The organism is Chitinophaga sp. GbtcB8, from assembly GCF_019091455.1.
Taxonomy (GTDB): Bacteria; Bacteroidota; Bacteroidia; order Chitinophagales; family Chitinophagaceae; genus Chitinophaga.
The window spans coordinates 82,029-105,998 of the sequence record NZ_JAGXJN010000005.1 but is presented as its reverse complement, the minus strand read 5'-3'; the positions used below and the strand labels follow the sequence as shown (position 1 = coordinate 105,998).

The window sequence follows — 23,970 nt, the reverse complement described above, 5'->3', positions numbered from 1 at the left end:
CAGCTTTATAAGATATGTTCAACGAACGAAAAATACAAGATGCCATTGAGCGTATAACGTCTTCTTTGGCTGCCTATAAACCGGCGGAAAAAGATTTCAGCAAACTATGCTTATACAATGGCGTAACAGGTGAGCTGTACGCATTAATAGTATGGTATCTCAAAACCGGTGACCGGCAATTGCTGGACTTTGCATCTCAAAAGAATATACTACTGACACATTTAACGGATAACACCCCTTCCTGGAATATCAGCCTGGGAACCGGAAAGGGCGGCGCCCTTTGGCTAAATGTTCAGCTGTTTGAATTGACAAGAGAACCGGTATTGCTTGAAAATGCGTTGAAGATGTTTCACCGGTTGCTGAATAGCGGGCTACTGGTATTAACGAATGAATACTCATTTCACCAGGGATTATCGGGCTTATTATTTGTGCTGACAAAGTTAAGAGGTCATGTCCGGGATGAAGAGGTTGATAATGCCATTGTATCTGTTGTTCACCGGTTTTTTGAACAGCTCCGGATCAATGGATCGGGTATTTATTTCGATTCTGACAGATTGGGATATCAGCCGGGTATCGGATTTGTAAACGGATACTCCGGAGTTGCATTTACGATGATCGGACTGGGCCGGCAATCCGGAAACGGTCATTTCTTTAAGGTTGCTACAGAACTGTTAGCTTATGAGAAACAGGTTTGTTCCCGTAAAATGGCTATGGCAGGGGATCTTTCGGAAGAAAACCCTGCATTTAAGATAGCGCTGATATCCTCACTGCTGGAATTTGCATTTGTTTGCTATTACTACCATGCCTGTTCCCCGGATGACGATTATATAAAACTATGCCGTAACATAGCACAAGACGTCCGGTCAATTATAGCAGAAACTGCAGCTGCATCACTGGAAAAACATACCGGAATAAATGATATCCTCGAAGAGCTGCTTGTTCTGGAAGAGGTAAAAGATGGGCTGAGAAATACCCTTTTGCCGGAAAAAGAACGTAATACCTGCCAATATTTCTTTCTGATCTTGCAGGAGATCAGGGAAATGACCTCATCGCCTGTTATGAAAACTTGTGAAGATCTGAGTTTTGGTATAGACAGACGCAGCTATAATGAGATATTGATACGAAAGAACTTCGACAGAACACTGGATGCCTGCCTGGGAATGGATGGTACGCTCACAGCGGATTTTCTGAATAAGGATCATAAACGGCCCTATAACGACTTCGTTCGTTTTATACAAACTACCTTTCTCCCCCGGAGGGATTTCGGAAGTGCAAGGAGCTTATTCCGCCTGGAACTGGCTAAAGTTGAATGGACTGTCAACACACGGTTAAGAAGCCGCGAAGAGGATAGACATTTTGCTGCATCAATTGCAGATTACTTCTGTAACCCACAAATGCGGGAGATCCCGCTTGTAATTCCGGAGGATGTTTTGTTATTGGATATGGAAACATATGTTGACATTTTTGAAGTCGATCCCCAGGACAGGACCACACTAGCCAGGATTTTTACAACCTATGGGCAAAGGACCTGGCTTATTCGTAAACATGCTTATAACAAAGTCGGAGAGATAGATCTTTTTGTTTTCAGATTACTGATAGACCAGGTTCTCGCTGGTTGCCCCGTGTGGAAGGCAATCGATCGGCTGGTAGATTATATAATGAACGTCAATGAGAAAAGCCTGAAGCTGATCAAAAATGTTTTTCAGTATAACGGAGTAACTGAATTTAGCGATTTCCTGAAGAAAGTTTTTACCGATTTTATAGATGAAGTTATCTGTTGCGGATATTTAATGCCCCGTGTTGATCCTGATGCACTATCTGCTGTTCACATTCCTGCCGGTAACAGGTTAAAAATGCTTTAAATAGTTCGTATGATGTTTGTAGGAGACGGTGCATTGCTCAAAGACGCCCTGACCTGTTCCATAAAAAAAGGACATCCGGTAGAGTATGTTTTTTGCAGCAATGATGAATTGTCTTTTTTTTTGGAGGAAAACGGCATTCAATATAAGATTACCAGGGATATTAATAGCGAAAGCGAATGGATACAGCAGCAATCAACAGATAGAATAATTATGTCGGTGAATAATGGGCAGCTGTTTAAGAAAAGCATTTTGTCCATTGACAATATCCGCATATATAATATTCATAATGGACTGGTACCGGGATACAGAGGGATGCCGGAAATTTGTATCCTGTTTGCATTGTTACGCGGTGAACCCGAATATGGGGTGTCATTGCATAAAGTGGATGAGGGAATTGATACAGGGCCCTGTTATGCAATCATGAAATTTGATATAGATAAAAATGCAACCTTTCAGCAGGTAATGCACGCCAGTCTGCATTATTGTTCACTGATCTATCAGATGAATATTGACCGGATCATTTCCGGGGATCTGATTGAATTACCGCCACCCACGAAAGGATCTGCGCTGTATGGTTACCGTGACCTTGAAAATTTATATGATTTTATTGATAACAGGAACTTTAGCCGGGCAACTAAGCTGGGTGTGTTCAGGCTGTGGTTTGAGGAACTGGCCGGCGCTATTAACGTTTGTAAAGAAAGAAAACTCCGTAATACGATTAAATAATACCGCATGTTTAAAAGACAAACCAAACAAAAAGATAAAAAGCCGAGGAGCCAGATCTTAGAGGAGGTCCTTGCGCTGATCAGAAAAGTGAGCAACAACGAACTGGATCAGGTAGAACTGGAACCCCGGATGAACTTAAAAGAGCTGGGATTCGATTCCATAAAGTTTATGAACCTGGTGTTGAATCTGGAAGATGTGATTGGAAAGGACATAGAAGAAATTATAGACGAAGTCAACAACCTGGCTATGATCAACACAATTGAGGACGTTGTGGACCTGGTAGAGGAATTACGGTAGGCGTTATGAAAACTCAGCTGGAAAAAATATTTGGGAAACTTCCTGCATCAACAAAAAAGTATGTCGTCTATTTCGAGGACAACATACGGATAAAAAAAAGTTGGGCGGCGCTTTCCGGAGATATAGATCATTTGATCCGGATATTGGAAACTATCAGGAAGACGCGTGCCATAAGTCTGTTGAAGATAGGCATCATTGGCCCCATCAGTTACAGCTGGATGGCAATTGACCTGGCATGCCTTAAAGGAGGATTCAGGGCAACCGGCCTTCCTGAACATTTTGCACCCTCAGCCCTGAATGACCTCGTGGTATCCGAGGAGCTGGATATTGTACTGGCGGATCAGGTATTGTCTGAAAAAACCAGTGAGATAACCGCTGCCAGTGTTTATTATTTCAACTGCAGAACACCTGACAGTAAAGATATACAAGCTATAAACGTTAATGACAGGGAAGTGGTACAGCCCAATATATTGGCGGAGTTTGGAGCCGGGTTTACTTCAGGTACCACCAGAGGACACAAAAGGATTACCATGGTTTCTGTGGATACCAATGATCCGAAGCCTGGCTTTATTGAACGGGCATTGACAGCCATTGTATTCCCTTTTACATTTTGGTCCCGTAGTGATAATAAGGTCATTATATTTATGCCCTTCTCCCATATACAACAGCGTACATTGGTTAAAATGGCATTGCTCAATAATATTAACATTATTATTTCCAATGAAATAAACGTAATACGTCATATTATAACAGAGCGGCCGAACATTATGGTTTCCGTTCCCGTCATATATGAGATGATAGCGGGAAGGATCCGTGAAAAGACCAGCCAGTTTTCTCCGGTTAAAAAAAAGATCTATGCTTTGTATAAAGCGTTGCGGATTAACAGAAGCTCAAATTGGAATCCCATAAAATTGCTGATGGACCAGTATCTTTTTCATAAGATCAGAAAGCTGTATGGTGGAAGGGCTGATTATTTCATAGTAGGCAGCGCGAAGGTAAATCCACAGACAGTCCGCACTTTTTATGATGTAGGCGTCAGGATATTGGAGGCATATGGGCAGAGTGAAACCGGAATTATTTCAATGAGCTCGCACTGGAATTTTAAAATTGGCAGTGTGGGGAAACCCGGGCCATATGTGAGAATAGCTCCTGATGGAGAGATCCTTTTGAAGTTTAACGAACTCTATTACCACGATTATAATAAAGACATCCTTACCGTAGACGAGGATAATTATATTCATACGGGAGATGTGGGCTACCTGGATAAAAAGGGATACCTGTTCTTAAAAGGGAGAAAGGATGAGGTTATCGTCCTGGAGAGCGGGCTTAAGGTCTTTGCGGCCGATATAGAGCTGAGATTAAAAGCGTGCAAGGGGGTTCAGCATGCGGTGGTTTTCTCCGATACCGGCAGATCACTTAAGGCGATAATATCTGCCGAACCAGGCTGCGGGATCAGTGAGCTGGTAAGATCAGTAGGACTGGAGAATAAAAAAATGAGTAAGCATGAGCGGATAACTGAGCTGGCGGTAGATTACACTCCCTGGAGCCCTGAATCCGGTCATATAACCAATACGCTTAAAATTAAGCGGAATAAGATAATTGAAGACAGGCAGCGGTATAGCTTTAATCCCATTCCTGACCGTACAATAGCAGCCTTTGATAATTGACATTCACACACACCTGGCTTATTACAAAGTTTACTCACCTTCCTATTTAAGCGGTATGCTGGCTGGAAGCCCGGAGATCTCTCCATCCGGGCTGGAAGTATTGTATAAAGCCTTTCTACGGGATAAGGACGGGAGCCGGCATATTGCGGAGATGGACCGGGCGGGAATAGATAAATCCGTACTATTGATCATTGACAGTGAGCTGAGGTTGGGAACGCTGTTATCAATAGAGGAGATCTATCAACAGCATCACATGGTAATGAAACAATACCCGGGCAGGTTCATTGTCTTCTCCGGTGTAGATCCCCGCCGTGATAACGCCTATGACCTGTTTGTGAAAAGTATTGAGTTTTATGGATTCCGCGGGTTAAAGCTTTACCCGCCAATGGGCTATAGGATGGATCACCCGGTATTATGCAGGATCTATGAATATTGCCAGGCGTATAAATTACCTGTTCTTATCCATACAGGAGATTCCCTGCAAATACTCGATAACATTTTCAGTAAAGTTGCCAATGCTGTTGCTGTGGTAAAAGCATATCCGGGAGTTCCTTTTATCCTGGCGCATGCAGGATACCAGCTGCATGAACCGGGCATGAAAGAGTTAGCCGGATATCCCAATGTATATTTTGACATAGCAGGCATTCAGTCACTGCTGAAGGAAGAAGATAGTAACCCTTTTCAATTGCTTTCCCCGGAAGATATGGAAAAATTTGCGGCGAAGATCGTGTTTGGATCTGATGCGCCGTTGTTCAGCTTTATGAATCCCCTGGAAAGGCAGATACAGGATATTTCTGAATTTCTCCTGAAGTCTGGCTTATCCGAAAGCCAGGTAGCGAATATATTTAGTAACCCCTCTTTGAGTGAAATACTCTTACAATTGTCTTGATGGTAAAAGGAAAAATTAGCACCCTCACAGATCTGCTTTACCATGCCAGGAGTAGCGGGAATAAGCCGCTCTATACTTTTCTCAGTCATCAGGGAAAGGAAGAGCACACGATAACCTATGCGCAGCTGGTTAACGACGCAGAGCATATCGCTTTCCGGCTGGCCAGGGACTTCCGTAAAGGAGATCGCGCCCTGCTTATATTTCCTCCCGGTATCGGTTTTATCACTTCTTTCTATGCCGTTGTAATGGCAGGAATGATTGCCGTGCCGGTAAATCCGCCAAGGCCCAACAGCTCTTCGGACCGGTTAACCGCTATCGTTGACCGCTGCCAGGGAGCCATTGTATTAACCCTGTCTTCCTGGGTCAGTAAGGTGCAACAGTTGTTGCCCGGATCTGTCACCGTAATAGCTGTAGATGATCCGGATGTAGCGGAAAGTGGTATTGTCACGCTCCCGGAAATATCTGCCACGGACACTGTGATGATACAGTTCACCTCCGGATCAACGGCCACTCCCAAAGGCGTTGTACTTACGCACGAAAATATATTACAGAACCAGCTGCTTATACAACAGGCATTTGGGCAGCACGACAACAGCATTATTGTGAGCTGGCTCCCTTTTTATCATGATATGGGATTGATGGGTAGTATCATACATACGCTGTATGTAGGAGCCAGTGCAGTAATGTTCCCACCGGTTGATTTCCTGATGAAGCCCATATTGTGGCTGGAGCTAATGTCCCGGTATAAAGGGACCGTTAGCGGCGCCCCGAATTTTGCCTTCCAGCTATGCGTGGACCGCATCTCAAATGATGAATTGAAAGGAATAGACCTCTCTGGCTGGGAATCTGCATATTGTGGCGCCGAACCAATCAATGCAGACACCCTTTCGGCCTTTGCACGGAAATTTGCAGCAGCCGGGTTTAATGAAAAAGCATTGCAACCCTGTTATGGTATGGCGGAAACAACTTTACTGATTGCTGCCAGTCCAAAAAATGCAGGTTATAGCGTTAGGAAAAAGGAATTCAGGTCATTAATATATGAGGGAGGGACTACTTCGGTTCCGGTAACAGCTGCTGTTGTTAATTGTGGCAGGCCAACAGGTTTTGATCTGCGTATCATTGATGCGGATAAGCACGAAGCTGCAGAAGGAGTAGTAGGAGAGATCTGGGTGAGAGGCGCCAGTGTGTCAAAAGGATATTGGAATGACGATAACGCCGCAGGCGGGGATTTTAATAAATTCATTAACGGTAACGGCCCCTATCTTAATACCGGAGATCTGGGCTTTATAGAAGGGGGGGACCTGTATATCACAGGGCGCCTGAAAGAGCTGATTATTATTAACGGGAGGAATTATTATCCAACAGATATCGAGCGGTCTGCAGCAGCTGTTCATAAGACTTTGTCCAGCGACCGGATGGCGGCCTTTTCCGTGTTGCAGGACAGGCAGGAGAAACTGGTACTTGTTTGTGAAGTATCCAATACCTTCAAGCCGGATCTTCAAACCATTATTTCTGATATCCGCAGGGAATTGTCTGCATCCTACGAAATTAATGCCTATGATATTCTGCTGGTCAGAAAAAATTCGTTACCAAGAACCACCAGCGGAAAGATCCAACGGATAAAATGCAGGGACCTTTATATGAGATCTCTCTTCGAACCGTTGTCTCCTGTTGCCGTGGAAATGGTTGATGGAACATTCACGCCATTAGAACTTACTATCAGGAACACCGTGGAGCAGGTAACGGGACGTGTGCCAGAGAACAGCCATGCGGATCTTTTCTCTCTGGGGCTGGATTCTCTGCAGCTGGCCCGCTTAACAATATCGCTGAGTAAAGCGCTCAAAAAAGAGATTCCATTAGATCTTATTTTTTCGCATCCGGATATCCATTCTTTTGCAAACGCCATCTCTGCAATTCCGTTTTCAATACAGGAGCCTGTACCCTCCGGGCAATCGGTGTACTACCCGTTATCCCCGGTTCAATTGGGGATCTGGTACGACTTTAATCTTAAAAAGAACAGCAGTTATAATATCCCCTGTTTGTTAACCCTGGAAGAGGAGCCTGATGATAGTTATCTGTCAGCCAATCTTAACCGGCTGGTGTCAACCTTTGAGGTGCTCAGAACGATATTCCTGCTCCAGCCGGACGGGCCAATCCAAAAGGTGCTTCCGGGGTATGATCATCATATCGGCCGGCTGGACCTGAGCCTGTTGGCCCCTGAAGAGATCAGCCTGCAGGTAAGCCGGTTGTCTTCCCGTATTTTTGAACCGGATAAGGGACCGTTATTTTCACTGACTATTATAAAGTTTCCCGGGAACATTTTTAAAATACTGGCTGTATTTCATCACCTTATTGCTGATGGCCGCTCGGTATTCCTGTTTATGAAAGCGCTGCTGCAGGGTCAGGGAACATTAGCGGGAGAAATTACAGCAGCGGATCAACGAAGCCGCACTTCTTACCGGGAATATGTAAAATGGCAGGAGCATTATAAGCAGTCGTCCGCTTTCCTGGCGGATAAAGCATATTGGATAAAGCAATTTGACCAGGTGGAGAATTTTGTGTTGCCTTTCAGGGATAAGGCAACGGTTACCTCACGGAATGGATTTACGGTGTCGCTGGAGTTAACTGCTGATCAGTGCCGGCAGATAAAAGAATTGTCAGAAGAGTCTTCTGCCAATATATATACCGTATTGCTTACCTCATTTTCCCTGTTACTCTCGGGGATCTCCCAACGTAACCAGGTAATTGTTGGCGTTCCAACCCATGGCCGGGTAATGCCCGCCTTTATGGATGCGATGGGCGTTTTTATTAATGCTATCATGGTGAAGATAGATATCGGTGAAAATGATACTGCTGTAGCGTTAATAAAAAAGGTAAGTAAGGTACTGAACGACGGATTATTGCACCAGCGTAGCTCTTTCAACGATGTTCTTGACGGCTGGAGAACAAAGGGGCTCTCTTCTTCTGTCAATGGAAAGACAACCGTTTTTTTTAACGGGCTTAATTTCCTTAATGATCCGTTATCTGAACGGCAGATCTACGAGGCATTTCAGGAAAACCCGGGAGTAGAGATGAATCTGGATATTAACAGCTACGTGTTCCCTGATCAGGACAAGCTGCGCATCCGGATGGATTGCAACCCGGCGAAAATAAGCAGGAGTGAAGCAGAACGGCTGATTTTTCAGTACCGTTATATCATTGGTAAAATGCTTGACCAACCCGGCATGCCGCTGAAACCGGTGATTGATACGCTGCCGGTTGATGAACCCGAGTACAGGAAGATCCTTCAGTTCTCAAATGGATCTGATGTTCCGGTACCCGGTTTACATTTGCTGACACAGATCTTCAGGCACGTTCAGCGCGCACCGGACAGTGCTGCCTATCTTTATAAAGATAGCACGCTCACATATGGGCAGCTGTGGCTTAAGTCTGAAGCGGTGGCAAACGAGCTCAGATCAGGAATGCTGCCACCGGGTACACTGATCCCTGTTCTTACCGGCAAAACGCCTGATCTTCCGATCGCCATATTGGGTTGCCTGAAGGCAGGAGCTGCTTATGTGCCATTCGATACAGACTGGCCACGGGAGCGGATCCTCACGTTACTCAAAGACCTTGCTGCTCCTGTTATCCTTGTTGATGGCGATTTCGATACCGGTTCATTGCGGGAATGGTCAGACCGCGCTATCAATGTAACATCCCTGCTTTCCCCCGAAACGTTTGTTGAACGGGAGTATGGATTTGATCCCGATGGTATTATCTATGGTATTTATACCTCCGGAACTACCGGGCAGCCGAAGTGCGCTTTAAACAGGCATATCGGTGTTATGAACCGTTTTTCTGACATGACGGCGCGGTTTAACGGAAGCGGGGCTGATACCATTTTATTTACAAGTAAGCAAACCTTTGATGCATCTTTCTGGCAAATGTGCTGGCCATTGACACTCGGTGCAAGGATTGTTATTGCCGGATCCCATAAGGGATTTGACCCCGCTGAAATGGCGGAGGTGATAGACCGGCATCAGGTAACGATCACCGATTTTGTGCCCTCTGTATTCAACCTCCTGGTAGAGTATTTAAACCGGCAACCGGCCAGCAGCATTACGTTTAATAGTTTGCGGCATATACTTATAGGCGGAGAAGTGATGAGCCTGCGATATGTCCGGCAGTTTATGAAGAAATACCCCCGGATAGAGATCACGAATACATACGGGCCAACGGAAGCGGCTATGGCTGTTATTTTTCATAAAGTTGCTTACGACTCAACGGACCCTATACCTATTGGAAAACCAATGGGGAATGTAAGAGTGGTATTACTCCGCAATAACCATACACTGACGCCTTTCGGCAGCATCGGGGAAATTTGCCTGGGTGGCCTGTGTTTGGGTGCAGGGTACCATAACTTACCGGAAAAGACAAGGGAGGTTTTTATTGATAATCCTTTCCCGGATATTAAAAGCGATAAACTATATAAAACAGGCGACCTGGGATACTTTCTTCCCGACGGCACCCTGCAGTTTGCCGGCAGAGTGGATGACCAGGTGAAAGTAAATGGGATAAGAATAGAATTAGGCGAAATTGAGAATGTTCTGATAAGTATCCCCGGAATTGAGAGAGCCGTACTTTCTGCTATCCGTAAGGATGAAAGAACAGAGATCTGCGCTTATGTAATTACAGAAGGGCTGGCCACGGCAGAGATCAGAAAAGCGCTGGGAACAAAGCTCCCTGATTACATGATACCTGCCCACATAATAGAAATTAAAGAAATACCGGTTAATGCGAATGGAAAGCTGGACAGAAGCAGGCTGCCCATCCCGGATCAGATACCGGAAACCGGAAGGGTGATAAAACCTCAGAATAACATTGAAGAGGAATTGCTGATGATCTTTTCCCGGTTGTTAAAATGTCCGGCTGAAGATATTAGCACGAATGCCGATTTCTTTATGATCGGAGGAAACAGTCTTACTGCAACCCGGCTACAGTTCGGCATACAGGATACGTTTCAGAAAAGTGTTGGACTAAAAGATATTTTTGCCCATCCAACTATAGAAAAGCTGGCTGCTGTCGTTAAAGCATCAAAGAATAATACACAGGATATTGAATTGCCTGAAACCGGGGATCATTTTAACCTTAGCGCCGGACAGCACCGGTTATGGTTGCTTAACCAATTGGAAAATTCATCCCTTGCCCTGAACATCCCTGCATTAATGGAAATAAACGGGACTGTTGATATAGCGCTGCTCAATAAAATATTGTATCATCTGGTAGAACGGTATGAGATCTTAAGAACCGTATTTGAAACTATTGATGGACAGCCCATGCAGCGGGTATTGGATCACCCCGCGATGATGCGGCCTTTTGAAGTAATAGACCTGCAGGGAAAAGGAAACGGCATTATAGAAGAGCAGGTGAAAGAAAAGGTGAACAGGCCGTTTGACATTGAGAACGGACCCCTTTACAACCCTGTACTATTCTGCATTGGAACAGATCACTTTTACCTGCTGCTCAATATGCATCACCTCATCACAGATGCCTGGTCCCTGGAATTATTGATGGAGGAGTTTGTGACAATGTATAATGCGCCTTTGGCGGTGGAGACAGCACCCTTGAAAGAGCCGTACCAGTACAGGCATATGGTGGCAATGAAAGAAAAGTACAGGGCGGGCGCCGGACATGAGCAGGATAAATTATATTGGCTGAAAAAGTTCAGCAAAGGTATCCCTTCGCTGGATTTCCCCTGCGATTACCGGCCGGCTCAAAGCAAAACGTACAACGGCGCCTCGGCAAATATTACATTGGAAGGCCACCTGGTTGATCTTCTGAAAGATTATTGCACGGAACATCAGGTTACCACCTTTATGTTCCTTACAGCAGCCATCAATGTATTGTTATATAAGTATACCAGTCAGACCGATATTGCTATCCGGTTTCCTGTATCAGGAAGGGACTATCCCGAAGCGCAACATCAGATCGGATTTTTTGTTAACACACTGATACTGAAAACAGCGTTTGATACACATTATTCATTTGATAACCTGCTGGCAGCTGTAAAGGAAGAGCTGCTGGATGCCTTTACGCATCAGCAGTTTGAGTTTATAGAGCTTCTGCGGGAGCTGGCGATGAATAAGGAGGCATCCAGAGAAGCAGGGCTGGAGGTTTCGATATTGATGGAAGATATGACCGGCATAGACCGGTCTTTGGAACAGCTGAACGGGACTACGTTTGCCAGGAGGAATCTTGCCAGGGATTATGTTATATCCGACCTTAGCTTCATTATCCGGGAAGGAATTTCATCGGCTAATATCACGGTTGAATACAATACGGCGCTGCTGTCGTCTCACAAAGTACTCCGGATGATCAAACACCTGGAGAACATAGTGGAAGCAGTATTAGAAGCCCCCGGTATATTACTGAGCGGGATCTGTTATCTGGAGGATTGGGAAACAGCATTATTGATTAACAGGTTTAACGAAACCGATACGGCCTACCCCGGCCACAGAACGGTAGTGGATCTGTTTGAAGAGCAGGCGGAAAAAGATCCCGGTCAGCTGGCCATTTTTCGCCACGGAACAGCAATTTCCTATCAGCAATTAAACGAATTGTCTGATGTGATGTGCGCGTTGATCGAAGCAAAAGCTGATAAGCTGGGAATGATTGTCCCTATTATAGCCCGCGACCCGCTTCAGATGATTGTTGGAATGCTGGCGGTGTTGAAATCCGGTAAAGCATATATGCCGGTTGATCCCACCTTTCCGGAAGAGCGGATAGCTGTGATGATCGCAGATAGTGGCTCCCGCCTGGCGTTAATTGAGCAGCAGGCGGAACTGCCTGCGGGGACTGGGATAGAATTGATACCATTGATTATTCAAACCGGAGCACGGGATAAGGCGCCTGAACGTAAAAGATCACTGCGAACGCCTGATAGCTTGTGTTACGTTATGTATACTTCCGGGTCAACAGGGCGGCCTAAAGGTATTAAAGGGATCGACAGGAATGTGGTACGGCTGGTGAGAAATACCAACCTTATTTCTTTGTCAGCAGGCGACAGGGTGTTACAAACTTCTCCATTAACTTTTGATCCTTCTGTTATGGAGATCTGGGGCGCCTTACTGAATGGCGCTACGCTTTATTTAACTGAAAAGGAATCCGTGCTTAATCCTGTTGCCCTCCGGCAGGAGCTGCAGGCACACAGCATCACGTTCCTTTGGCTGACCACTCCTGTATTCCACGAAATGGCATCACTGGATGCTGTTATGTTTAATGGTCTTAGGCAGCTGGTGACCGGTGGAGATATACTGCTCCCCGATAAAGTGAACAGGGTGATCAGGGCATGCCCCCAGCTTAAGCTTACCAATGCCTACGGACCCACAGAGAACGGTGTTTTCTCCACCTGTCTTAGCTTAAGTGAGGAAGTAACCGGAAGCGTTTCAATAGGAAGGCCTATCAGCAATTCAAAGGTCTATATTTTGGATAGTGCCTTGAAACCGGTACCGGTGGGCGTTACAGGTAATATGTATGTTGGCGGCGCGGGAATACCCGCAGGATACCATGATGAGGCGCTCACCAGGGAAAGATTTATTGAGGATCCTTTTATGAAGAACCGGATAATATACGACACCGGAGATCTGGCGAGGTGGATGGACGACGGAAATATAGATTTTCTCGGCCGGAAAGACCGGCAGTTTAAAGTCAGCGGTGTCAGAATAGAACCCGGGGAGATCGAAAGCCTGCTCAATGGCTTTCCGGGGGTCAGAAATTCCTATGTAGTGCATCAGGCCACCGGTATTGTGGCCTATGTAGTAATGGAGGCTGATCGTTTCGACGAAAATGCTATCAGGAATTACCTGGGACGTTACCTGGTCGGTATAATGATTCCCGGATATATAATCCGCATAGAAGAGATGCCCTTTACGATTAATGGTAAGGTTAACGTCAGTGCGCTTCCCACGCCACAGCGATCCGCGATGATTTTTCCGGCGCCGTCGGATCCTGTACAGCTGAAGCTACGGAAGATCTGGGCAGAAGTGCTGGAGATCAATGAAGAAAAAATAGGCGCCCGCCAGGATTTCTATGATCTCGGTGGAAACTCCCTGGTTATGGGAAGGGTTATCTCAAGAATTAAAGAGGAATTTTCAATGACGATCAGTTACCGGGACCTGTTTACACACAAAGATATTTTCAGCATTGCCACCTTAATGAAAAGTAAGCAAAGAACAGGAAAACAGGAAGAGCCGATCCCGGTGCTAAACCGCTCAGATTTCCAGGCTAACAATATTTAATTATATATCAGACGTCACCTTAACCGGGTTTATATTAAAATTTTGAAGAAAAACTATGAAAATGAGAATTATGCTGAAGTCTAAAATTCACAGGGCCACTGTAACAGAAGCGAATGTGAATTACAATGGTAGTATAGCGATAGACCGGGACTTACTTGAGCTGGCCGATATACTGGTTGGTGAGAAGGTACTGGTGGTTGACAATACAAATGGCGCCCGCCTGGAAACCTATGCTATAGAAGGGGAAGCGGGGTCCGGGGTCATTTGCATGAATGGAGGCGCTGCACATCTGATCAGGGAAGGGGATATTGTAACTATTCTGGCCTTTGAAGTAACGGATGAGATAAGGAAACCAAAGAAATTTTTAGTAGATAATAGTAATAAGTTCTTAAAGGACCTTTAAATGATACAGCATTTCAAACCGGCAGATTACAGGATTGTTGTAGGAACATACGGCGACGATTCCCATAATGTCGGCAGGTCATTGATCATTCTTGCGCTGCAGGAGAGCGGGTACCAGGTTGTAGACCTCAGATTGCAGAACGGATTTCATCATTTTCTGGAAGCGGCCAGGTACGCCCATGCAGTACTGATATCTTCTTTAAACGGGCATGCAAGCGGCTTGCTGGACAAGTGTTTGCAGCAGGATATAAGTGACTTTGAACGCATCAATGGTAAACGCATATGGTATATTGGGGGGAATTTATGCATTCATGAAGATCCGCGCGAAGTAAAGAGCAAGTTCCTGGAAATGGGGTTTACGAATGCTTATGTTAAGCCGGGAAATTTCGAATTGGCAATCTTCCTGGAACAGCTGGAAGAAGATCTGAAAGGGCTTGGGATCTTGTCTTTAGGAGATAAGGCCCCTGCCGAAAAACCCCGCATTATCATTTCTCCGAACAGCCGGAGTAATGTACTGGAAGAATATGATGCAGGAATAGGATCCCTGGAAGAAATGGTTGCCGTACAGCGGCAGATCTCCACCCGTTTCCCGTTAGTTCTGCAGGCAGCCCGGCAAGCAGGTAGAACGTTGATCCATCCACGATGTGGTGTGCCTTCTGTTAATGGGCAGATAGCACTGTTTGAAAAATTGAAACATGCCGGTGCAGATTGTCTTTCCATACAGGTAGACAGCGCTACGAGGCACCACCGGTTTAAAGACGCGGACCGGTTACTCCGGGACGGAAAAGAGATGAATGGATATCCGCTGATCAACCTGGGTGTAACAGCCGGTAAAAAGCTGGTGCGGCAATTTCCTGGTATGCCGTTACAGGTACGGCATGGCTCTTATGATGGCCGCTTACTGGCGGAAGCAGGGTTTGCCAGCGGTTTTACCGCTATTGAAGGAGGGGCCATCTGTTATAATGTACCTTACTTTTCAAATGTTTCCCTGGAAGATTCAATAAGAGCATGGCAATATGTAGATCAGCTCTGCGGGGATCTGACGAACAATGGTCTACCTGTTGACAGGGAGTTTTTCGGTACGCTCACAGCAACCCTGATAGAACCGGCTATCGCCATTTCCGTAAATATCCTGGAGGCATTGCTTGCAGCCGGGAAAGGCGTACGGTATTTATCCCTTGGTTATGCTGAACAGGGTAACAGGGAGCAGGACATTGCAGCCATCAGGTCATTGGAAATATTGACAGATGAATACCTGAAGAAGTATGGATATAAGGATGTAATGCTTTCAACTGTTTTCCATACCTATATGGCCGCTTTCCCGCTAAATCAGCAAATGGCCGAAGAAATAATAGTTGAATCCGCTGTTACGGCCAGGCTGGCAAATGCTACAAGGATTATGACCAAATCACCGGTAGAGTCGGTAAATGTACCGCTGGAAGAAGCTAACGTAAGAGGTATTGAGCTGACTAAAATTGGATTTGAGCTTTCCGGAGATTATGACCCGGTAAAAGTTATTTTCGAACAACGAATGATTGAGCAATCAGTCAGAAGTATAGTGGATAGTATCCTGGCCATGGGCGAAGGAGAGGTGGCGGAATCCGTTATTAAAGCCTTTGCAGCAGGAAAGATGGATATTCCTTTTGCTCCCAGTTTCTATAATGCAGGTAAAGTAAAAACACTGAGAGATAAAGATGGCGCCATCCGTTTTTTTGATCCGGGTAACTTATGTATACCTCCCGGGATCCTTCGCCAGCACCGGGAATGGCTGCAGGGCCGCAAAGGCAGTTATTTTTATATGGTAAAAGATGACCTGGAAAGGATCCACCTTAGCCAGATTAACGGATGGCCACTCAGTAACTACTATGCTAATAAGCGCTATACGGCGCATATCCACACTTTGGATACCTCAAAGGCGCGCGTTTGACAGCCTGACCTCCCCACTGTTTATAATCATTTAAGTCTTAATAAACCGATATCGCATATGTCTAAGGAAACGTATGTATTCCCCATGTCTGCAGCGCAAAGAAGCTTGTGGTTGTTTGAAAAGGCCAATTACACAATGGAGGCTTCTCCTTATAATACAGTCATTGCCCTGCGCCTGAAAGGTGACCTGGATGTTCAGGTGCTGAAGGAAAGTATTGGGTTGATATTTTCAAGGCATGAAGCATTAAGAACTACTTTCCGCCGGGAAAATGACCATTACTACCAGGTAGTACATGCTGATACGGTGGTTGCATTTGAAGAAAGGTCTTGTCCTGAAGAGAACGTAGAAGAATTTTTGCAGGAAAGATCCGCAGAGCCGTTTGATCTGGAAAACGGACCACTTTCGAAGTTCTTTCTCCTGCAAACAGATCGTAAAACGTTTACACTGATCGTTACGGTTCACCACATCGTTTTTGACGGATGGTCAGTGGGGATCTTTGTAAAAGAGCTTTCTCTCTTTTACAACTCCCTTTCGGATAGCCGGCAGCCAATGCCCGTTAAGCTGGATATCCAGTATGCTGACTATACTGTTTGGAAAGAGAAGCATCAGCGGGAACAGCTAAACAGCGGGATGGAGTACTGGAAACAATACCTGGAGGGGGCCAGGCCATATGTTGAATTTCCTTTTGACAGAGCCCGGGAAAAAAGGAACAGCTTCCGGGGCAGATCAGAACGTTTTACTTTCGATAAAACGATCATAGCGGAGGTAAAACATTTTTGTGATAAGAATGCAGTTACTCATTTCGCTTTATTCTGTGCGGTCTATTCCACCCTGTTATACCGGTACACGGGCCAGGAAGACCTTACCATACCGGTTCCTCTGGCGAACCGCGAAGACAGGAAAGAGCTGGAGCAGCTGATCGGCGTTTTTGTGAATATGCTGCCGGTCAGGGTACACGTAAATAAGGATCTTCCTTTCCTGGAATTGGTAAAGCAGATCCAAAACAATATGGCAGCGGTATTAGACCATCAGAACATGGATATATATACCCTGCAGGAACAGCTGAATTTTAAACAGGAAACCATCAACGCCTCGCTGTTCAATTTCGCATTCTCCCATATCAATGTGGAATTTGGTGATTTACAGCTGAACGAAGTGGAGGTAGAATATTTACACTTTAACAGGAATGCAACCCGGCGTGACCTCACATTTTTTATTTATGAGAACCGGCATACCTTCTTTGGTGAAATTGAATACTCAACAGACCTGTTGTTACCGGATACTATCCGGCGGTTTATCGGCAATTATACAACATTGCTGTCGGATGTTCTGAAGGGCGGGGAACGATTGGTAAAGGATCTTACATTTCTTGATCTGTCAGAACAGCGCTTGCTGCTGGAAGATTTTAACCGTACCGGAACAAATTACCCGCGGGAAAGCGCCATCATTGAGCTTTTTGAGCTGCAGGTGAAAAAAAGCGCCGATCGCCAGGCGCTTTATTATGAAGGGCGGTCTTTTTCCTATCTTGAATTGAATAGAATGGCGGACAATCAGGCGGCCCTGCTATCTGGACCCGGGATCGTGCTGGGTGATATCATTCCCGTGATGGCAACCAACCCCCTCAGAATGATCGTTGGTATACTTGCAGTGCTCAAAATGGGCAAAGCTTATATGCCGGTTGATCCGGTCATTCCGGCTGAAAGAGCGGCGTTGATGATCGCAGAAAGCGCTTCTCCGGTGATACTGACGGAAGGCACGATAAAACTTCCTGAAAATTTTTCCATTACCGGTATTGAGATCGTAACGGACTTAAGTGACAGTGGTAAAATGCCGGACAAAAAATGGAAAGGCGGTCCGGATAGTCTTTGTTATGTGATGTATACTTCCGGATCAACCGGGAAGCCCAAAGGTATCCGCGTACTTAATAAGAACGTGGCCCGGCTCGTGCTTAACCAGGAGTACCTGGCTATCACACCGGACGACCGCATCCTGCAAACGGCGCCTGCCACGTTTGATGCCTCCACATTAGAGATCTGGGGTGCGCTGCTGAATGGCGCGGCTTTATATCTCACAAGAAAAGAATCCATTCTTACGGCATCTTCCCTGCATGGGCAGCTGCAGCGTTTCAGGATAACAACGCTCTGGCTTACAGCTCCCCTTTTTGGAGAAATGGCCACTATAGACCCTGCTATGTTCTCCACCCTCAGGAACCTGATCGTAGGAGGGGATGTAATCCCCGTTGGCCCGATGAACGCAGTACGTGCGGCCTGTCCACAGCCGGTTATCATAAATGGATATGGGCCTACAGAAAATACCACCTTCTCTACTGCATATAAAATAGAAAAAGAGTTTGCCGGCCCCATACCCATCGGCAAACCTATCAGCAATTCCAGGGCATACATACTGGATGATGATCTTCAGCTGCTTCCCCTCGGCGCCGTTGGTACACTGTTCGTAGGAGGCGATGGATTGTCCGAAGGGTATCTGACTGATGTTGACTTAACGGCCCGGCAATTTATTGCCAACCCATTTATAAGTGGTGAACGGATCTATAATACAGGTGACCTTACCCGCTGGCATGCAGATGGAAATATTGAGTTCATAGGCAGAAAAGATAAGCAGGTAAAAATTAATGGATTCAGGATAGAGCCAAAAGAAATTGAAAATACTTTAAATGAATACCCGGGAATCAGGAATGTACATGTTAAGGCCGCTCAGCAAAGATTATTTGCCTATTTCGTAACGGATGGCGACGCCATTCAAACAGACGATCTAAAGGCATACTTAAAGCAACGGCTGCTTCCGTCGATGATCCCTGATCAATTTATTCAGCTGGACAGCCTGCCGTTAACAGCCAACGGCAAGATCGATGAGGAAGCCCTGCCTGTTCCCGGCCCGCAAAGAAGTGGGAAAGTGGCTTCCAACGCAGATTCTACAGAAAAAATACTTGCCCGCATGTGGGAAAAAGCATTGGGGGCAGAGCCGGACTCAATTGGCCCTGACGATTTCTTTTTTGAGATTGGCGGCCACTCTATACTGGCGGTACAACTGGTAACAGCTATTGAGAAGGAGTTTGATGTGGACATTGATGTGGGAGATTTTTTTGAGAATGACACCATTAGTTTTTTAGTCGCATTAATTAATAAAAGAAAGGAGGATAGTCCGGCCGTTGTTATAGACCGGCTTCCGGAACAGCCGTATTATGAAGTATCCAGCGGCCAGACCAGGTTATGGGTGCTGGACCAGCTGCAGGAAGGAAAGGGTGTTTATAATATAAACTGGTCACTGAAGATCACCGGGGCGCTGGATCTTGTTGCCCTGAAAGATGCTGCGGCCAGGATGATAGAAAGGCATGAAATATTGAGAACCAAGTTTGTTTATGTTAACAACCAGATCTATCAGCAAATAGAGCCAACCGTCGATCCGGACCTTGTTATAGTATTGCAGGATTGGAATGAATTGAAAAGTAAGTATACAACCATTGAAAATTATATTAATCATGCAACAGAAGCGGTGTTTGACTTAACCCAAACACCGTTGTTCAGGATCTGTATTCTCAGGTTGTCTGACCAGGAGCATATACTGGTATCCAGCTTCCATCACATTATTGCCGACGAATGGTCCAATAAAGTATTCATCCGGGAGTTTTCCCGTTTATATAATGCAGCGCTGAACAAAACCCCGTTGATATTGGAGCCGCTGCCTGTTCAGTACCGGGATTATGCGGCCTGGCATAACGCACGGTTCTCCGGGAAGGACACTGATAGTGAAAAGTACTGGCTGCAGAAATTAGCCGGTGCGCTCCCTAAAAATGAGTTTGCATATAAGAAAGGGGGGCGGCCCGCTGCAAAAACTTATTCCTCGGCAGTTATAAGTGTTGACCTTGATCCCAAAACGGCAGCGCTGCTCCAGCAGATCGCAGGAAAGGAAAATGCCACCCTTTTTATGGTGCTGTTGGCTGGTCTGAATCTTCTGGTGGGCAAATACACCGGGGAGAACGATATCCTGACAGGGGTGCCTGTTTCAGGCCGGGATCACGCCGCATTTGAGCACCAGCTGGGGTTTTACGTGAACACGGTCGTAATGAGGAACAGGATTGATTACCGCCGTCATTTCAATCAGTTTTTAGCTGACGTTAAGGATAACGCCATAGAAGCATTTAAGCATGCCGACTATCCGTTCGACAGGCTGGTGGAAAATATTGGTATAAAGAATGACCTTAGCCGCGCGCCAGTGTTCGAGCTTATGCTGGGACTGCTGGACATGGAGGATGAATTACCGGACCCTTTAACGTCGTTAGAGGGAATACAAATTGAAAGCTATTCCGTTGATCAGAAAAAAAGCCCTTTTGATCTCATTTTCAATGCAAGGAAAAAGCGTGATCGTATCAATATTGAGCTGATATATAACGTCAATTTGTTCGATGAATGGTTTGCAACCCAGCTGCTGCAGGATTACACGGGGTTAATGGACCAGGTCGCGGAAAATAGCGCTATTCCGGTTCAGGATATTGTTTTCAGCAGTCCGGCAGGTATAGCTGCCGCGGAGCAGAGAACGGAGCAAAATGCCACGATCATTGATTGTTTTGAAGCGCAGGTTAAAGCACATCCCGAAAAAACCGCTATTGTATCTGCTATCGGCATGATCAGCTACCGTGAACTGTCGGACGTTAGCAATAATCTTTGCCGGGAGTTAATGGACAGGCATGGCATAAAGAAAGGAGATTGTGTAGGTGTTATGTTTACCCGTGTTGATCTTGCCATTGCCGCGATACTCGGGATCCTCAGGGCAGGGGCGTCTTATCTTCCGCTCAACACTGCGGAGAGTGAAAAAAGACTGGGGCATATGCTTACAGAAGCGGAAGTGAAGATTGTACTGGCAGATGAACCTGCAACAAGCGAAAGAATAGGTATGGCCGGTACCGTAGTTATCGTCAGCAACCTTGATAGCCGGAAAAAAGCGTCTCCGTCAATAAATAATGCTACCGCAGCTGATGCTGCCTATATTATCTATACATCCGGTTCAACAGGTATTCCGAAAGGAGTACAGGTAGGTCATAGCCAGGTTGTGAACCTGGTGAAATCAACCAATTATCAGGACATTCGCCCGGAGAATAATGTAATGCAATTTTCACCGCTGTTTTTTGATGGATCTGTATTCGAGATCTTCGGCGCTTTGTTGAATGGAGCAACATTGAAAGTTATTGAAAAAGACAAGGCATTAAATGTACAGGACCTGTCGGCGTTTATAGAAGCGCAAAAGATCGATATCGCTTTCCTCACAACTGCGTTCTTCAATAGCATGGTTGAGATCCGGCCCAGGCTGATCTCCCAGTTTGATAAAATATATTTTGGAGGGGAAATGGCCTCCGTTAACATTGTCCGCACCGCTATCCGTTACAGGAAAAATGAAGATGCAATCGTGCATGTTTATGGCCCAACAGAAACAACGGTTTTTGCTACTTATTATCCCGTGAAAGAGATTACGGATGATATGGTGAATGTACCGGTCGGTTTGCCGGTATCGGGTGCATCCGTTTTTATACTGGATAACAACCTGAAACCGGTACCCAAAGGCGTAATTGGCGAGATCTTTATTGGAGGTGCCGGGGTAAGCCGGGGTTATTTGGGTAATCCCGGCCTGAACGGAGAGAAGTTCGTTAAAGATGTTTTAACGAAAGGGGATGTATTATATAGAACCGGCGACCTCGCAAAATGGAATCATCACGGTGTTATTGAATTTATAGGACGAAATGATAGTCAGGTCAAGATAAGAGGACACAGAATTGAACTGAATGAAATAGAAGCCGCCATTTTAACGCAGTCCGCCGTATTTGAGACAAGGGTGCTGGCGCTCAGGGAAAATGGGAATGCACAAAAGCTGATAGCTTATTGGACCGGGCATTCAACTTACACGAGTGAGGACGTGCTGGCTTATCTTATAAAGGCGCTTCCTGCATATATGATTCCGGCATCCGTAAGGAAAATAGCCGCTTTTCCCCTGAACGGCAACGGTAAAATTGACAATGAAGCGCTGCTGTCAATAACCGGGTTTGAAACCGATCAGAAAGTAATACCGCTTACGTCAGATGCAGAAGCGCAGCTGGCGGCAATATGGGCTCATTTTCTGGATACAGATAAGCTGAGCGCAGATAGTAATTTCTTTGAAATAGGAGGCCACAGTCTTACTGCCATGAAAGTAGCCGCGGCTATCTATGACCACACGGGCGTTAATATTCCGCTAAAGGATATGTATATATATCCCACGATCCGTGAAATGAACAATTACATTAATTCTGCAAAATGGATGAAAGTCCATGCCCAGGAAGGTAGCTTTTCCCAGAATGATAACATGCTGGTATGAGTGTTATTGAGATTATAAATGACCTGCGGGAGAGAGGAATCCCTTTACAGGTACAAGACAATAGTATTGTTCTCGGCAATGCCAAAGGAAAGATCCCGGAATACCTGCTGCAGAAGATCCGGGAGCATAAGCAGGAGCTGATTAGCTTCTGGCATCAATTTACCACCCAGGCGAATAGCGAAAAAATAGTTCCTGTTGGTGAAGAACCCTCTTATGAGCTCTCTTTTATGCAGCGGAATATATGGATAGACCAGCAGCTAAACCCGGCCATTTCTTACTATAACGTGGGCACTGCCTGGACTATTTATGGTGAACCGGATGCTGAACGGATCAGGGAGGCAGTTAACAAGGTGGTATTGGCGCATGAAATTCTCAGAACGGGTTTTAAGATGATTGATTGGGAACCCAGGCAGGTAGTATACCCGGAAATGGCCTTTGACCTGCAATATGCGGATGTTTCCGGTAGCCAGGACACCGTAAAGGAATTGGATACCATCATTGCTGCTGCACGGGATACTGTTTTTGACCTTCAGCGTCCACCACTTTTCAAAATTTTCCTGCTGAAGGAAGCCCATCAGAAATATCAGCTGGTATTTATTATTCATCATATCATTTCAGACGGATGGTCCTTACGGATTTTTTTTGAGGAGGTGCTGAAACAGTATAAAGGGATCGCAAAACCTGCAGATCCGCAAAAGAGCAGGTCCTTACAGTACAGGGACTATGCTGTATGGCAGAATAGCCGGCTAAAGGAGCGCAATATTGCCGATAGCCGTGATTTTTGGCTGCAAAAATTCAGCAATACTGCCGGTTTTATTTTTTCTGCATTCCCGTTTTCTTCCCGTCAAATTACATATGAAGGAGCAAGCAGCAGTTTCCGGGTGCCGGATAATGATCTGCAGAAAATAGATGTGTTATGCGCGGCGCTGAATACAACACGATATATCGTTTTGCTGTCTGTCATTCAATTGCTGCTCCATAGCTTCACGGAACAGCAAATTATCACGGTCGAAACAGGCGTGATGGATAGGGAGACTGGCGACCTGGATGCCCAGATAGGTCCCTATCTTTTTAATGTACCGGTCCAGGTTCATGTTGATCCTTCCTGCTCTTTCCGGCTATTTGTTCAACAGGTAAAAGCCGGATTTATTGCGGTTCTTGAACACAAAATATATCCCATTCACCTGATAAAAAAAGATGTGAAACAATGCAATGAAGGCAATGATCGCCTTACAAACGTAAGCTTCACTTTTCATAATGAAGGTCTTTTGAATGAAAACGAGCTGGCAGTAGACGGATTGAGGATTGTTAAGTCGGAATACACGCCTGTAAAGGTGTTGAAAGGAATGAGCTTTCATGCCTATGAATCGGGAAAACACCTGGATATTAATATAGATTATGGGCTTGAGCTGTTTGATAAGCAGTTTGTTGAAACGGTTTTTCAAGAGTTTACCCGTTTGGTAAACGCTGTTGATCTAAATCCGGATGCAAAGATTGAATACCTGGTAAGACCATGTAACAATGGCCACACCGTTGACCTTAATTTCGATTTTGTATAATG

Annotated in this window: 10 protein-coding genes; all 10 read left to right on the top strand. The window is 45.6% G+C overall.

Annotated elements, in window-relative coordinates; all coding sequences use genetic code 11:
* Positions 1–14 precede the first annotated feature (14 nt).
* The 10 genes from KVT36_RS07940 to KVT36_RS07895 are packed head-to-tail and all read left to right on the top strand — an operon-like array spanning position 15 to position 23,968.
* Positions 15–1,862, top strand: coding sequence for a lanthionine synthetase LanC family protein (locus KVT36_RS07940; protein ID WP_217602954.1), 1,848 nt, complete (start codon positions 15–17; stop codon positions 1,860–1,862).
* 9 nt (positions 1,863–1,871) lie between these two features.
* Positions 1,872–2,588, top strand: a complete 717-nt coding sequence (locus KVT36_RS07935) for a formyltransferase family protein (protein WP_217602953.1) — start codon at positions 1,872–1,874, stop codon at positions 2,586–2,588.
* Positions 2,589–2,594: 6 nt separating this feature from the next.
* Entirely contained in the window at positions 2,595–2,885 is a 291-nt protein-coding gene (locus tag KVT36_RS07930; protein ID WP_217602952.1) for an acyl carrier protein, read from the top strand.
* Positions 2,886–2,890: 5 nt separating this feature from the next.
* Positions 2,891–4,552 (top strand): AMP-binding protein, encoded by a 1,662-nt coding sequence (locus KVT36_RS07925; protein WP_217602951.1) that lies wholly within the window; start codon positions 2,891–2,893, stop codon positions 4,550–4,552.
* Positions 4,542–5,441, top strand: a complete 900-nt coding sequence (locus KVT36_RS07920; protein ID WP_254639902.1) for an amidohydrolase family protein — start codon at positions 4,542–4,544, stop codon at positions 5,439–5,441. The genes KVT36_RS07925 and KVT36_RS07920 overlap by 11 nt, the downstream gene beginning before the upstream one ends.
* Positions 5,441–13,717 carry a non-ribosomal peptide synthetase gene (locus KVT36_RS07915; RefSeq protein ID WP_217602949.1) on the top strand — a complete coding sequence of 2,759 codons (8,277 nt, stop codon included), beginning with the start codon at positions 5,441–5,443 and terminating at the stop codon, positions 13,715–13,717. Before KVT36_RS07920 ends, KVT36_RS07915 begins: the two co-directional genes overlap by 1 nt.
* 55 nt (positions 13,718–13,772) lie before the next feature.
* Entirely contained in the window at positions 13,773–14,120 is a 348-nt protein-coding gene (gene panD, locus KVT36_RS07910) for an aspartate 1-decarboxylase (RefSeq protein ID WP_254639901.1), read from the top strand.
* Complete coding sequence (locus KVT36_RS07905; protein WP_217602948.1) at positions 14,121–16,046, top strand: methylaspartate mutase subunit E; 1,926 nt, start codon at positions 14,121–14,123, stop codon at positions 16,044–16,046.
* Positions 16,047–16,103: 57 nt separating this feature from the next.
* Positions 16,104–22,409: a non-ribosomal peptide synthetase gene (locus KVT36_RS07900; RefSeq protein ID WP_217602947.1), complete on the top strand. Its 6,306-nt coding sequence runs from the start codon at positions 16,104–16,106 to the stop codon at positions 22,407–22,409.
* Entirely contained in the window at positions 22,406–23,968 is a 1,563-nt protein-coding gene (locus KVT36_RS07895; RefSeq protein ID WP_217602946.1) for a condensation domain-containing protein, read from the top strand. The genes KVT36_RS07900 and KVT36_RS07895 overlap by 4 nt, the downstream gene beginning before the upstream one ends.
* The last annotated feature ends 2 nt before the right edge of the window (positions 23,969–23,970 follow it).